The following is a 13,229-nucleotide window of genomic DNA, read 5'->3' on the forward strand; positions in this document are numbered from 1 at the left end:
ATGTCTCGTCTGAACCGTATTAAAGATTACGGGAGTTCTCCTGCTTGATGACCCGCAGGAGATCGATCAGCTCGTCGACCTCGCCCTCGAGGCCCGAAAGAAGGTCCGAGGCGAGCGGGGTCGCCACCGCGCCCGCCGGCGAGGCCCGGATGTAGCCTTCCTGCTCCAGGATTCGCAGCGAGTAGCGGACCCGGTGGTAGGGGAGGTCGAGGACCTCGGAGAGCTTCATGATGCCGATGGGCTGGTGCTCCACGACCGCCCGGATCACCTCAAGGTGCCTTGAGACGAGTTCGATCTCGGATTTGAGTTTTGCGAGCATAGCATCCGCCCGCATGGATACCCTGAAGGCCCACGCGGATCGTTATGGTTGTTCGTGCAGCCAGATCTTCGTCCGGGTATACTGCTGCCGGAACGAGAGCGCGAGGGCCGACCCGACGGCGAGGAGGAGGACGCCGATCGCAAGGCCGATGGTTCCCTCGGGCGCGAACCGGAGGAGGACGAAGACACCCATGGCGAAACAGAGAATGATGACGTTCAGCATGACCGTCAACATGATGAACTTGGCCTTGAAGACCCGCTTGGTTGCCTCATCCATTATTCATACTTGAACGTGGTGGTAAAAGTACTTGTGGTTTCAACGAAAGAGGTGGTAGAATGAACGGACTGGAATCTGCTATTCTGGACGCCGGAGCAGCAGCATACGCGGCGTACGGATCGTCCGCGGACGCCAACGTGCGCTACCTCACCCGGTTCCGCACCACCGACCCCGTGGCGTATGTCCGGAAGCCCGGCGAGCGCGGAATGATCGTCGTCTCCCAGATGGAGCACGAGCGGGCGGTCCGGGAATCGATCGCGGCGGTCGTCACCCGCGCCGACGCTGGCTACCTCGAGTACATCAAGGCCGGGGAGACGCGCTGGCGGGCGACCGCCCACATGATCGCAGACCTTGCCGGCGGCCCCGTCCTCGTCCCCGCGACCTTGCCGGTCGCCCTCGCCCGCGAACTCGAGTCGTTCCAGCCGGTCGTCGTCGACACCCGCGGGGCCGTCGAGGGGATCCGGGCGGTCAAGACCCCCGACGAACTCGACCGCATCCGTGCGATCCAGCGGGTCGCCGAGATGGCGCTTGAGAGGGGGATCGCGCTCATCCGCGCCTCTGTCCCCAGGGGAGGCATCCTTCACCGCGACGGCGAGCCCCTCACCTCCGAGACTGTCCGCGGCGAGATGCACGCCCTCCTCCTCGCCCACGGCTGCCGGGGAGTCGACACCATCGTCTCCTGCGGCCCCGACACCGCCCTCCCGCACAACGAGGGGTTCGGGCCGCTCCTCGCGGACGAGCCGATCGTCATCGACATCTACCCCCAGGACGAGCGGACCGGCTACCACGCCGACATGACCCGGACGGTCGTGAAGGGCGAGCCGACCCCCGAGATCCGGGAGATGTACGAGGCCGTCCGGGACGCCAAGACAATCGCGGCGTCGCAGGTCCGTGCCGGGGCCGTCGGCGCCGATCTCTACCGCGCCGTCGTCGAGTTCTTCCGCGACCGCGGCTACGAGAGCGACGCGCGCGGGTTCACCCACAGCCTCGGCCACGGGGTCGGGCTCGAAGTGCACGAGGAGCCGTCGCTCGGCCCCCAGGGCGGCCCCCTCGCCGCCGGAAACGTCGTCACCATCGAGCCCGGGCTCTACTACCCCGGCATCGGCGGTGTCCGCCTGGAGGACATGGGTGCGGTGACTCCGGACGGATTCGACCGGTTCACCCAATACGCTGAGGAGCTCACGCTATGATCATGGACGATGAGGTTTACGACGCCTACCGCGAAGCAGGGGCGCTCGCACGAAGGGTGCTCCGCCGCGGCGCGGGGCTCGTGAAGGAGGAGACGAGCCTCCTTGAGATGGTCGAGGCGACGGAAGCGATGGTGACGGAGGAGGGAGGGCTCCTCGCCTTCCCCTTAAACGTCTCCTTCAACGAGGCCGCGGCCCACGACACCGCCATGCCCGGCGACGAGCGGGTCTTTGCCCGCGGGGACCTGATCAAGGTCGACCTCGGGGTCGAGATCGACGGCTACATCGCAGACACCGCGATGACCGTCGACCTCGGCGACCACGGCCCGCTCGTCGAGGCATCGCGCGCAGCGCTCGAGGCGGCGATCGGGCTCGTCCGGCCGGGGGTCGTCGTCGGGGAGCTCGGCGCGGCCATCCAGGCGGCGATCGAGGAGCACGGCTACAAACCGGTCGCAAACCTCACCGGGCACGGCCTCGACCGCTACAACCTCCACGGGAAACCCACCATCCCGAACGTCGCGATGGCCGGCGGGGCCGTCCTCGAGGAGGGGATGGTCTTTGCCATCGAGCCGTTCGCGACGACGGGGTCGGGCAAGGTCGGGGAGGCGACGCGCGTCGAGATCTACCGGCAGATCGCAGCCCGTCCCGCCCGTCTCCCCTCGGCAAAGCGGATTCTCGATACGGCGCGGCCGCGCCGGGGCCTTCCGTTCTCCCGCCGCTGGGTTCCCGGCGACAAGGTCGAGATCGGCCTTACCACCCTCGTGCGGAACGGGATCCTCCACCCCTTCCCGGTGCTGCACGACGTGCCGGGATCGTTCGTCTCGCAGGCGGAGCACACCCTGATCGTCACGGAGGCCGGGTGCGAGGTCACCACCCGGTGAGTTACGCTTATTGATGGCGCGCACCCATATGTCAGTTCATTGATATGACCGGCGACACTGGTACGCATGACGTTCTGCGAGTCATAGAACTCCTGCTCACCGCGGAGATATTCAACCGGAACGAGGACCTCGGCATCAACGACCTCCATCCGCGCTGCCGGGAGTTCTTCGGCGCCGGGAGCGGCGGGAGCACCGAGGTGAAACGCCCCCTGATCGTGAGCGAGGGGGCGATCAAGAAGGTGCTCGGCACCCCCGACGCCGCCTACCAGACGATCCGCCAGAACCCCTTCGTCGGCTACGACGAGTTCGGGCAGCGCCTGAGCCTCCCCTCGCTCGATGCGGCGGCGGGATGGTTCCTCAAGAAGGGCGGCGCGGAGAGGGTCGGGGAGAACCCCGTCCTCGCCTCCTACTATGAAGGGAAGGACGGCGTCGGCGCCCGGTACCAGGACGTCAGGGCCAGGAACCCTCGGTTCGAGGACACGAAGGAGTACATGGAGGCGAGGGTCTCCCGGATCATCGGCGAGAGCGAGGAGATGCGGGAAGCCCGCGACCTGATCATCATCAGCGCCCCGAACGAGGTCGAGTTTTCGCTCGATAAGTTAGTCTGCACCCCGCGGCAGGAGGAGATCATCAGGAAGATCGGCGTCGCCCTCGAACACCGCGAGTTCTTAAAGCAGCGCGGGATCTACGAGTTCGGCCGGCTTCTCTTCGTCGGCCCGCCCGGCACCGGGAAGACCTCGCTCGCGCTCGCGATGTCCCGGACGCTCCACATGCCGGTCCTCGAGGTCCGGCTCGCGATGGTCACCTCCCAGTACCTGGGCGAGACCTCGAAGAACATCGACCGGATCTTCGACCTCGCAAAGAAACTCGCCCCCTGCATCCTCTTCATCGACGAGTTCGACTTCGTCGCAAAGACCCGGGTGAGCGACGACCACGGCGCGATGAAGCGCGCGGTGAACATGCTCTTAAAGAACATCGACCAGATCAGCTTCGTCAAGAACGGCGTCCTCCTGATCGGGGCGACGAACCACCCCCGGATCCTCGACGAGGCGGCCTGGCGGCGCTTCGACGAAGTCGTGGAGTTCCCGCTCCCCGACCGCGAGATGCGGCAGGCGATCCTCGAGAAGATCGGCGCGGCCGTCGAGTGCGACTGCGACTTTTCAGACCTCGCCGGCCGGACGGAGGGGTTCTCGGGCTCCGATCTGCGGATGATGATGAAGGAGGCGGTGATGTCGGCGCTGATGGACGACCGGCACCGCCTCGACGCGGCGGACATCGAGCAGGGTCTTCTCAGGGTCGAGGAGCGCAACGTCATCCGCGGCACTGGATACTGATAGCATGCAGATCACGCTGCTCGGTACCGGGGACGCCATCGGGACGCCGAAGATCGGGTGCGGCTGCGAGAACTGCCGGACGATGGTCGCCGCGGGGAGGTCGAGACTCCGGACCTCCCTCCTTATAGAGACGGAAGGAAAGCACATCCTCATCGAGTCCTCGCCCGACCTCCGGCAGCAGCTCCTCCGCGCCTCCTCGCCCCACATCGACGCGGTCATCTGGTCGCACGGCCACTACGACCACTTCCTCGGCTTCGGAGAGTTCTACCGGGTGCAGAAGGTGCCGCCGGCCTACGCGGCGCCGCCGGTGATGGACTACTGCTCCGGCTACCTTCACTTCCTGCCGTTCGAGAAGCACCCGGTCCCGGTCCACGAACCCTTCGACCTCTTCGGGATCACCTTCCGGTTCTTCGAGGTGAACCATCCCCCGGTCTACACCTGCGGCCTCCTCATCGAGCACGACGACGTCGCCATCGCCTACACCGCCGACACGCGGGAGGATATACCGGCGGCAAGCCGCGACCTCCTCCGGAAGACCGATATCGATCTCCTCTTCGTCGACGCCATCGCTCCCGACGGCTACTCCATCGCCAAGCACATGAACTACGCCGAGGCCGTCCGGTTCGCCCGCGACGTCGGGGCGAGGGACTACCGCTGCGTTCACATGAGCCACCTGGTCCCGCCGGGGATGCCGCACGCGGGATACGACATGGAGACGTTCTGCTGGTGAGGGGGCTCACCCATATGTATAACCCCTCCCGGAGTCAAACATAGGGTGCGTATGGCCATGAAACTCAAACTTCTGGAGTTGACTGACGATAAGGCCCGGATCCTCTTCGAAGGCGAAGGCAATACTTACATCAACGCGCTCGCCGCCGAGCTCTTGAACGATCCCGACGTGGACGTGGCGCAGCACCGGCAGGCGTTCAAGTTCACCGACCCCGAACTGGTCGTCACGACGGTCAACGGCCGGTCGCCTCTCCTCGCTATCACCGACGCGGCAAAGCGGCTCTCCGACGTGGCCGGGGAAATCCTCCGCAAGGTGGAAGCCCTCGAGACCGCATAGACCGTCATGAAGAGGAGCGCCGAAGGCTTTGCCCGGATAGCACGGGAGGTCTTTGCCCCCGTCTACCCTATCATCGCAGAGCAGGCGCTCGCATGGTCCGGTGCGCGGAGCGGGCTCGCGCTCGATATCGGGAGCGGCCCCAGCCTCCTCGCAGCCGCGCTCGCAAAGAAGAGCGAGCTCTCTATTATCGCTCTCGATACCGACCCGGCGATGGCCCGGATCGCCCGGGAGGCAGCCTGCGATCGGGTGACCCCGATCATCGGCGACGTCCACTGCATGCCGCTTCGCGATAACACAGTCTCGCTCGCCGTCAGCCGCGGCTCCATCTACTTCTGGAACGACCGATCGAAGGCGTTCTCAGAGATCGAGCGCGTGCTCCGGCCCGGCGGCGCCGCGTTCGTCGGGGGGAGTTTCGGGACCCCGGCGATCCGTGAGGAGATCTTTTGCCAGATGCGGCGGCGGAACCCCGACTGGGACGACGACGTCGCCCGGCGGAGCGGGGGAGCGACGCCCGATACGCTTCGCGCAGAACTTGCGGCAAGCGGCGTCGCCCACGGCCGCATCCGGAGAGAAGAAGAGGGATTGTGGGTGGAGATCCGGAAAGGCCCGGCTCCGGCAATTCGCTAAAACGTCTGAACTTCGCGTTCTTCGCGGCTTCGCGTGAGGTAACTGGTGTGGATAGCGATACAGTCTCACGCGAAGTGCGAGCGTAAGCGTATCTTTGAGCACCGTAGGTGCGAGGCGCGAAGCCGCGAAATTCGGTGTCCGGGTGCTGCGGACTCCATGTTAAGTAGTCGTACGAGGCTGCATTGCTCGATGTCGGATATCAAAAATAGTGAGGTACCGGGCCCCGGTTAATCCGCCCGCTCGGTGAAGATGATCGTCCCGGCGATCCGGGTGATCTTCACCTTCACCGTCTGGCCCGGTTTTGCGTTCGCGACGTACATCGTGTAGCGGTCGATCTTCACGACGCCGTCGCCGCGCTTGGAGAGGAACTGCGGGGTGACGTCCATGATCGCGCCCTCGACGGGCTTTGCCGCCGCAGTGGGGTCAAACGTGGATTTCCGCTTCCGGACCGGCCGGTGGCCGCCGCAGGCGTCGCACCGGAGCGTCAGGACACGCTCGCTCTTGACCAGGCGGGTATCGGGCTTCCCGCACTCGGAACAGATGACGTAGTCGTCGACGTAGCCTTTGATGATCGTGTTGATCTGCTCCTGCTCGAACTTCCCCGAGAAGACGGCCCGCGTCCCCTCGATCTTGCCGGCGGTGCCGAGCTCGCCGAGGAGGTGCTTCATCAGGTGGTCCTGGTCGCGCCGGAGGGTGTCGGCGATCTCGGCAAAGTTCTCGAGAACCGTGGTCTTCCCCTCGATGAAGACGCGGGCGGGAGGGACGGTGAACCGATCCTCAAACTCAGTCGGCTCCGTGATATTGGTATAGGCCTTCTTCAGAAGGTCTTCGTAGGACGGGGTCATACCCCAGTATTGGTCGCGCGACGTCAAAAAGTGGTCCCCCTCTACTCCCCGCTCGCGCACACGCTTAAGTGGGTGAGCGGCCCACAGTCGGATCGTATGCTGCCGGCACAGGATCTTGCGATGCTGCAGAGAACGCTCGGGCGCGACCTGACCGACGTCGAGGCCGCCTGCTTCGAGAACCTCTGGAGCGAGCACTGCAGTTACCGTTCCACGAAAGTTCTCCTCAAAACGCTGCCTACGGAAGGGAGCGAGGTGCTGCTCGGGCCGGGGGACGACGCCGCGATCGTCCGGTTCAGCGAGACCTGTGCCCTCGCCGTCGGGATGGAGAGCCACAACCACCCCAGTTACGTCGACCCCTACGACGGCGCCGCGACCGGGGTCGGCGGGATCGTCCGCGACGTCCTCTCGATGGGCGCCCGCCCCATCGCCCTGATGGACCCGCTCTACTTCGGGCCCCTGGAGAGTGAGAAGAACCGCTACCTCTTCGAGCATGTCGTCGCCGGGATCGCCGACTACGGCAACTGCATCGGAGTGCCGGTCGTCCGGGGCGAACTCACCTTCGACCCCTCGTACTCCGGAAACCCGCTCGTGAACGTCGTCTGTGTCGGCGTCGTCCGCCCCGACCGTTACATCACCGCCCGGGTGAAGAAGCCCGGCAGCAGCCTCGTGCTGGTCGGCTCCCCGACCGGGCGTGACGGCCTTGGGGGAGCGTCGTTCGCCTCCCGCGACCTCGCGGAGGACGCGGAGGCTGCCGACCGGCCGAGCGTCCAGGTCGGCGACCCCTACACGGAGAAACTCCTGATCGAGGCGATCCTCGCGATGGCGGGGACGGGGAAGGTCCTCTCCTGCCGCGATCTCGGCGCGGCGGGGCTTGCGGGGGCCTCAAGCGAGATGGCGAGCACGTTCGGCGCCGTCATCCACGCCGACAGGGTCCACCTCCGCGAGACCGGGATGGTGCCGCGGGAGATCATGCTCGCCGAGTCGCAGGAGCGGATGCTCGTCGAGGTTGCGCCCGAAGACGTCGGCCTGATGGGGGCGATCGCGGAGAAGTACGACCTCGCCTGGAGCGATATCGGCGAGGTGGTCGCGGAGCCCCGTTACATCGTGCGGTTCCGCGGCGAGACCGTCGCCGACCTCCCGATCGATCTGCTCGTCGGCGGGGCGCCGCTCTGCGGCCGGGAGGCGAGGCCCTACGCGGCCGAGACCCCCTTCTCCCGCCCGGCGGCGCCGGTCAGGGACCTCGCCCTCGCGGTCCTGGCGCACCCCGACGTGGCCCGCAAGGACTGGGTCTACGAGCAGTACGACAAGGAAGTGCAGCTCCGGACGGTCTCGTTCCAGCACGACGCCGCGGTCCTCCGCCTGGAGGATAAAGCCCTCGTCCTCTCCTGCGGGTGCAACCCCCGGCAGATCTACCTGAAACCCTACGAGGGGACGGCGAACGCCGTCGTCGAGAACGCGAGCAACCTCGCCTGCCTCGGCGCCGACCCGCTCTGCATCGTCGACTGCCTCAACTTCGCGAGTCCCGAAGACCCGGAGGTTGCCTGGCAACTTGAAGAAGCGGTCCGGGGCCTCGGCGATGCGGCGCGGGGGATGGGGATCCCGGTCGTCGGCGGCAATGTCTCGCTCTACAACGAGAGCGACGAGTTCGGGACGGCGATCAAGCCGACGCCCTCGCTCGGGATGCTCGGGCGCGGGGAGGTCAGGGAGTGGACGGCTCCGCAAAGCGGGGAGAAACTCGTCCTGGTCGGGAGGACGCTGCCCGACTTCGGGGGGTCGGTCCTCGACGCCGTCACCGGGTGCGGGGGGCCGACGCCCGCGCTGGCAGACCCGGCCGCAGTCGGCGTCGTCCGGGAGCTCGTGCGGGACCGCAGGGTCACGGCCGCGACCGACCTCTCGCGGGGCGGCCTCATCGCGGCGCTCGCGAAGTTCGCGCCGCGTGCGGACGTCACGCTCCCCGGCGATCCTCTCGCGGAACTCTTCTCGGAGACCTGCGGCCGGTTCCTGGTCGCGGTCCGCGACGAGAACGCCCTCGCCGGCGTGGAGCACCGGACCATCGGCACGGTCGGGGGCGACGCACTCGTCCTCCGGCTCGAGGGCGGGACCGTCGCCATCACCCCGGAAGAGATGGAGACGGCACTCTCCGCGACGACCCGGCTGATGCGGTATTAAACGGCAGCCGCTTTCTGCGAGCGGCGGACGAGATCGACCAGGACGTCAATCCCCTCTCCGCTCTTCGCGTCCCTTGCCGTGAACGCGACCGCGCCCCGGAGATCGGCGCCCTGGCCGGCGAGCATCTCGGAGATCCTCTCCAGCGTCTTCCCCGGCACCCCGCCCGACGTGCAGAAGACGACCGCAGCCTTCCCCTCGATGCCCGTGAGGGCCTCGATCGCCGCGTTCACCGCAGGCGTCGGGCTCCTCGCCCAGACGGGGGTTCCGACGACGACGGTATCGTAGCCGGAGACGTCGATCGCGGCGGGCTCGATAGCGGCGCGCTCCCCCCTCATGGCCCGGGGAGAGCCTTTCAGGTACATCCCCACCTTCGAGTAGTGCGCCAGATCTTTTACCTCAACGAGATCGCCGCCGACCACCGCGGCGAGCCGCTCGGCGACGGCCCGGGTGTTGCCGGTCTCGGAATGGTAGACGATACAGACAGCCATACCGGAGGGTACGGCAGACGGATATAAACGGGTATCGGGTGGAGCCGTGCAAGGCGGTTCTACAGGACCGCCCCGCATCACCCGCATGAAAGCCGTATGACCGCCGGCAGTCTCCACGTATCTCTTCGCGCCTTCGCGGCTTCGCGGCTTCGCGTGAGGTCGTATCACCCCCCCAAAATAAACTCACGCGAAGCCGCGAAGTGCGATGGGCCAAAGGGCCGGAGCTCGAGTACCATCAGGTGCGAAGAACGCGAAGTGCGACGGTTCAGTGTCTGAGCATGAGAAGCCGTCAGACTTCGCTGTGCGACGGGCGGGACGCCCGGACAGGCGTTACCCGGTTTGCAGGAGGCCGGCGCGGCCGTCGGCCAAAAAATGAGGGATTATTTCCGGAACTGCGGCATGAACGAACGGAGCTCCTTCCCGACCTCTTCGATCAGGTGCTCCTCGTCCGCTCTTGTCAACGCCGTGAAGACCGGGCGGTTCACCATGTTCTCAAGCATCCACTCCCGCGCGAACTCGCCGTTCTGGATCTCTTCGAGAACTTCCTGCATGGCAACATAGGTCTCCGGCCCGATGACGCGCGGTCCCCGGGTCAGGTCGCCGTACTGGGCGGTGTTGCTGATCGAGTCGCGCATCTTCGTGAACCCGCCCTCGTAGATCAGGTCGACGATGAGCTTCGTCTCGTGCAGGACCTCGAGGTAGGCCATCTCGGGCGCATACCCCGCGTCCACCAGGGTCTCGAACCCGGCCTTGATGAGCGAGGTGATCCCGCCGCAGAGGACCGCCTGCTCGCCGAAGAGATCGGTCTCGGTCTCTTCGGCAAACGTCGTCTCCAGCACCACCGCGCGGGTCGCGCCGATCCCGCGGGCGTAGGCGAGCGCAATGGCATGCGCCTCACCCGTGGCGTCCTGGTGGACGGCGATGAGGGCCGGAACTCCTTTCCCCTCCTCGTAGGTCCGCCGGACCATGTGGCCGGGGCCCTTCGGGGCGACCATGATCACGTCGACGGTGGGCGGGGGGACGATCTGCCCGTAGTGGATGTTGAACCCGTGCGAGAACATCAGGCAGGCGTTCTCCCTGAGGTTGGGGCTGATCTCGGTGCGATAGACAGCGCCCTGGTTCTCGTCGGGGAGGAGAATCTGAACGACGTCGGCACGCCTGACCGCTTCCGCCACGGAGTACACTTCAAACCCGTCTTCGGATGCTCTCTGCCAGCTGCTGCCGGGCCGCAGGCCGATGACGACCTGGCAGCCGGAATCACGCAGGTTCAGCGCCTGTCCGCGACCCTGGGACCCATAGCCGATGACGGCGATGGTCCTGCTCTCCAGGACGCGGGGGTCTGCATCGGACTCATAAAATTTCTGCACCATAGGTTCTCATCCACGGTTGGGCAGCAAACCTGATAAACATTCTATCGGGGAACTTCCTGGTGCAGGGTGGGTTATTTTAAGGTTGATGAGGAGAAACCTTACTCTCATACACGATTGAGGATTTGCGATGGAACTGCCAGATGTCCAGTCCAGCCTGCCGGAGGTCCGTATCAATCTGACCAGGGTGGGTGTGAAGAACGTCCAAAAACTCGTTGAAGTCGCCCGGCCCGGCAAGCGGCCGGTAATTTTCATCTCCAACTTCGACGTCTTCGTCGACCTGCCGGGAAGCCTCAAGGGCGCGAACCTCTCCCGGAACTTCGAGGTGATCGACGACGTGCTGCAGCAGGCCATCGACGGGGATGTGACGGAGATCGAGGAACTCTGCAGCGCGGTGGCGAGGAAACTCCTCGACCGGCACGAATACGCCGAGCGGACCGAGGTCCGGATGCGGAGCAAGTTCATGGTCCGGCGCGAGACGCCGGTCAGCGAGACGGGCTGCCACGAGGTCGTGAACGTCCACGCGAGCGCGATCGCACAGAGGAACGACGGGAGCCCGATCATCCGAAAGAGCATCGGCGCCGAAGTGACCGGGATGACCGCCTGCCCCTGCGCCCAGAATATCATGAAGGACCATGCCCTGCATGTCCTCGAGAACCTCGGCGTGGAAGAAGAGAAGATCACCGCATTCTTCGACGAGGTGCCGATGGCCACCCACAACCAGCGCGGACGCGGGTTCCTCTGCATCGAGATCGACGACGACCAGCACATCAGCCTCGAGAAGATCATCAAGATCCTCAAGGACTCGATGAGCGCCCGGATTTACGAGCTCCTCAAGCGCGGCGACGAGAGTTACGTGGTGATGGAAGCCCACAAGAACCCACGGTTCGTCGAAGATTGTGTCCGCGAGATGGCCCGCAAGGTGATCGCGCAGTTCCGCGATCTCCCCGGAGATTCCGTAGTTACCATAAAGCAGACTAACGAGGAGAGCATTCACCAGCACAACGCCTATGCAGAGCGGAAAGCGACGATAGCCGAACTGGTCGGGGAGATGGACGAAGGGACACTATAAAATCAACAATATTTCTTAATTTATATAACAATTAAATATATTTTAACACCCGGTGTTACTTATTTCCATTATAGTAGCATCAGGGATAGTCCTGAAGCGAAAGATATAAACTCTGTTTCCGTCATATTCCTTTTTGACGTACCGGTGTACGTTTCCAGTACAAATTTGTGTGGTAACACAAGTACAGTGTTCAGAACACCATAATATCGGAATGAGGCGATATAGTTGTCGAAAGTTGTAGAGATTTCCCCAACAACGAGACATGAAGGCCACTCAAAGCTCGTTCTGAAGGTCAACGATGAAGGCATCGTCGAGCGTGGAGACTGGCTCAGCATCACCCCGGTGAGGGGTGTCGAGAAGCTCGCCATCGGTAAGACGATGGATCAGGTTCCGAAGATCGCATCGCGCGTCTGCGGTATCTGTCCCATCGCGCACACCCTGGCGGCTACCGAGGCGATGGAAGCATCCATCGGGTGCGAGATACCCGAGGACGCAAAGCTCCTGCGTTACATCCTGCAGTGTGCCAACAGGATGCACAGCCATGCTATCCACAACATCCTCGCTCTCCCGGACCTTTACATCCCCGGGACCGACGTGAAGGTCAACCCCTTCACCAAGGAAGAACCGGTCAGGAGCGTTGCCCTCCGGATCCAGCGGATCCGTGAGATCGGCCAGACCATCGGCGAGATCGTCGGCGGAGAGGCAATCCACCCGAGCAACCCCCGGGTCGGCGGTATGTACAAGAACATCAGCCCGCGTGCCAAGGCGAAGATCTACGATCTCGCGAAGGAAGCCCGTGTCCTCACGCAGCAGCAGATGGAGTTCATGATCGCGGTCTTCCGGAACTACCAGAGGCGCGACTGGGCAGAAGTCGGCGGCGTCGAAGTCCCGATCCCGAAGGACCTCGGCTACCACAACCAGGGCTACATGGCCACCGCGCCGGTCTACGGCAGCTCGAGCCTCGACGAGACCCCGATGTGGTTCCCCGAGCGGTTCACCGAAGTCCGCCCCTGGGACTGGTACATGGGTGAAGTGGAGATCAGCGAAGCCGACCCGAACTACCCGATCGGCGGCACCACCCCCGTAGGCAAGAAGGCCTGGCCCCAGATGGAGGCCTGCACCGGTGTCCCGCTCTACGACGGCCAGCCCGTCGAGGTCGGACCGCGTGCGCGTATGGCTATGTTCAAGAACTACGACGAGAAGGGCACCATCGGTCTGCAGATCGCGCGCCAGATGGAGTTCCCCGAGACCGCCTACGGCATCATCGACGCCGTCGACGCGCTCGACACCTCCGGATCGGTCCTCGCGGACGAGATCCCGCAGGGTGACGGATCCCTCGGATGGGCCGCGAACGAAGCGCCCCGTGGAGCCGACGTCCACCTCGCCCGGGTCAAGGACGGCCGGGTGCAGTACTTCTCGATGCTCGTCCCGACCACCTGGAACTTCCCCACCTGCAGCCGCGCACTCGAGGGTGCACCCTGGCGGCTCGCGGAAGTCGTCATGCGCGGATATGACCCCTGTGTCTCCTGTGCGACGCACATGCTGGTGATCGACGAAGACAAGAGGTTAGTGGCCCAGAAACTCATTCAGTGAGCGTA

At 64.8% G+C, this 13,229-nt stretch carries 14 protein-coding genes; 9 read left to right on the top strand and 5 right to left on the bottom strand.

Annotation, left to right across the window (positions count from 1 at the left end):
* Nucleotides 1-19: 19 nt before the first annotated feature.
* Nucleotides 20-319 (bottom strand): hypothetical protein, encoded by a 300-nt coding sequence (locus F8E02_RS01655; RefSeq protein WP_317065134.1) that lies wholly within the window; start codon nt 317-319, stop codon nt 20-22.
* A 42-nt stretch (nt 320-361) separates the two neighbouring features.
* Nucleotides 362-595, bottom strand: coding sequence for a hypothetical protein (locus tag F8E02_RS01660; RefSeq protein ID WP_317063698.1), 234 nt, complete (start codon nt 593-595; stop codon nt 362-364).
* A 59-nt stretch (nt 596-654) separates the two neighbouring features.
* Here F8E02_RS01660 and F8E02_RS01665 point away from each other — a divergent pair, with 59 nt between their 5' ends.
* The 6 genes from F8E02_RS01665 to F8E02_RS01690 are packed head-to-tail and all read left to right on the top strand — an operon-like array spanning nt 655 to nt 5,690.
* Complete coding sequence (locus F8E02_RS01665) at nt 655-1,785, top strand: M24 family metallopeptidase (RefSeq protein WP_317063699.1); 1,131 nt, start codon at nt 655-657, stop codon at nt 1,783-1,785.
* The gene (map, locus tag F8E02_RS01670) at nt 1,782-2,663 is read left to right on the top strand and encodes a type II methionyl aminopeptidase (protein ID WP_317063700.1); all 882 of its coding nucleotides are present in this window, start codon (nt 1,782-1,784) and stop codon (nt 2,661-2,663) included. The genes F8E02_RS01665 and map overlap by 4 nt, the downstream gene beginning before the upstream one ends.
* Before the next feature lie 44 nt (nt 2,664-2,707).
* A complete protein-coding gene (locus F8E02_RS01675) occupies nt 2,708-3,997 on the top strand; it encodes an ATP-binding protein (protein ID WP_317063701.1) in 1,290 nt (429 codons plus the stop codon).
* Between the two features lie 4 nt (nt 3,998-4,001).
* Nucleotides 4,002-4,727: an MBL fold metallo-hydrolase gene (locus F8E02_RS01680; protein ID WP_317063702.1), complete on the top strand. Its 726-nt coding sequence runs from the start codon at nt 4,002-4,004 to the stop codon at nt 4,725-4,727.
* 57 nt (nt 4,728-4,784) lie between these two features.
* Nucleotides 4,785-5,063, top strand: a complete 279-nt coding sequence (locus F8E02_RS01685; protein ID WP_317063703.1) for a DNA-directed RNA polymerase subunit L — start codon at nt 4,785-4,787, stop codon at nt 5,061-5,063.
* Nucleotides 5,064-5,069: 6 nt separating this feature from the next.
* On the top strand, nt 5,070-5,690 hold the full coding sequence (locus F8E02_RS01690) for a class I SAM-dependent methyltransferase (RefSeq protein WP_317063704.1): 621 nt from the start codon (nt 5,070-5,072) through the stop codon (nt 5,688-5,690).
* Nucleotides 5,691-5,917: 227 nt separating this feature from the next.
* Here F8E02_RS01690 and F8E02_RS01695 read toward each other — a convergent pair whose 3' ends face one another.
* Nucleotides 5,918-6,535: a translation initiation factor IF-2 subunit beta gene (locus tag F8E02_RS01695; RefSeq protein ID WP_317063705.1), complete on the bottom strand. Its 618-nt coding sequence runs from the start codon at nt 6,533-6,535 to the stop codon at nt 5,918-5,920.
* A 96-nt stretch (nt 6,536-6,631) separates the two neighbouring features.
* On the opposite strand from F8E02_RS01695, the gene purL reads away from it, so the two are divergent.
* Entirely contained in the window at nt 6,632-8,704 is a 2,073-nt protein-coding gene (purL, locus tag F8E02_RS01700) for a phosphoribosylformylglycinamidine synthase subunit PurL (RefSeq protein ID WP_317063706.1), read from the top strand.
* Here purL and F8E02_RS01705 read toward each other — a convergent pair.
* Complete coding sequence (locus F8E02_RS01705) at nt 8,701-9,192, bottom strand: flavodoxin family protein (RefSeq protein ID WP_317063707.1); 492 nt, start codon at nt 9,190-9,192, stop codon at nt 8,701-8,703. The two genes, purL and F8E02_RS01705, sit on opposite strands and share 4 nt — an antisense overlap.
* Nucleotides 9,193-9,572: 380 nt before the next feature.
* Entirely contained in the window at nt 9,573-10,562 is a 990-nt protein-coding gene (gene ilvC / locus F8E02_RS01710) for a ketol-acid reductoisomerase (protein WP_317063708.1), read from the bottom strand.
* A 127-nt stretch (nt 10,563-10,689) separates the two neighbouring features.
* On the opposite strand from ilvC, the gene mptA reads away from it, so the two are divergent.
* Nucleotides 10,690-11,631, top strand: coding sequence for a GTP cyclohydrolase MptA (mptA, locus tag F8E02_RS01715; RefSeq protein WP_317063709.1), 942 nt, complete (start codon nt 10,690-10,692; stop codon nt 11,629-11,631).
* Between the two features lie 225 nt (nt 11,632-11,856).
* Nucleotides 11,857-13,224: a coenzyme F420 hydrogenase subunit alpha gene (frhA, locus tag F8E02_RS01720; RefSeq protein ID WP_317063710.1), complete on the top strand. Its 1,368-nt coding sequence runs from the start codon at nt 11,857-11,859 to the stop codon at nt 13,222-13,224.
* Nucleotides 13,225-13,229: the final 5 nt, after the last annotated feature.

This window comes from Methanoculleus caldifontis (genome assembly GCF_032842345.1).
GTDB classification, from domain to species: Archaea; Halobacteriota; Methanomicrobia; order Methanomicrobiales; family Methanoculleaceae; genus Methanoculleus; species Methanoculleus caldifontis.

Bases quoted from the DNA above. Each gene is read 5' to 3' on its own strand.
- F8E02_RS01680 (WP_317063702.1), top strand. From the start codon at position 4,002: ATGCAGATCACGCTGCTCGGTACCGGGGACGCCATCGGGACGCCGAAG.
- purL (WP_317063706.1), top strand. From the start codon at position 6,632: ATGCTGCCGGCACAGGATCTTGCGATGCTGCAGAGAACGCTCGGGCGC.
- F8E02_RS01665 (WP_317063699.1), top strand. From the start codon at position 655: ATGAACGGACTGGAATCTGCTATTCTGGACGCCGGAGCAGCAGCATAC.
- F8E02_RS01690 (WP_317063704.1), top strand. From the start codon at position 5,070: ATGAAGAGGAGCGCCGAAGGCTTTGCCCGGATAGCACGGGAGGTCTTT.
- F8E02_RS01675 (WP_317063701.1), top strand. From the start codon at position 2,708: ATGACCGGCGACACTGGTACGCATGACGTTCTGCGAGTCATAGAACTC.
- F8E02_RS01655 (WP_317065134.1), bottom strand. From the start codon at position 319: ATGCTCGCAAAACTCAAATCCGAGATCGAACTCGTCTCAAGGCACCTT.
- F8E02_RS01660 (WP_317063698.1), bottom strand. From the start codon at position 595: ATGGATGAGGCAACCAAGCGGGTCTTCAAGGCCAAGTTCATCATGTTG.
- F8E02_RS01705 (WP_317063707.1), bottom strand. From the start codon at position 9,192: ATGGCTGTCTGTATCGTCTACCATTCCGAGACCGGCAACACCCGGGCC.
- map (WP_317063700.1), top strand. From the start codon at position 1,782: ATGATCATGGACGATGAGGTTTACGACGCCTACCGCGAAGCAGGGGCG.
- F8E02_RS01695 (WP_317063705.1), bottom strand. From the start codon at position 6,535: ATGACCCCGTCCTACGAAGACCTTCTGAAGAAGGCCTATACCAATATC.
- ilvC (WP_317063708.1), bottom strand. From the start codon at position 10,562: ATGGTGCAGAAATTTTATGAGTCCGATGCAGACCCCCGCGTCCTGGAG.
- mptA (WP_317063709.1), top strand. From the start codon at position 10,690: ATGGAACTGCCAGATGTCCAGTCCAGCCTGCCGGAGGTCCGTATCAAT.
- F8E02_RS01685 (WP_317063703.1), top strand. From the start codon at position 4,785: ATGAAACTCAAACTTCTGGAGTTGACTGACGATAAGGCCCGGATCCTC.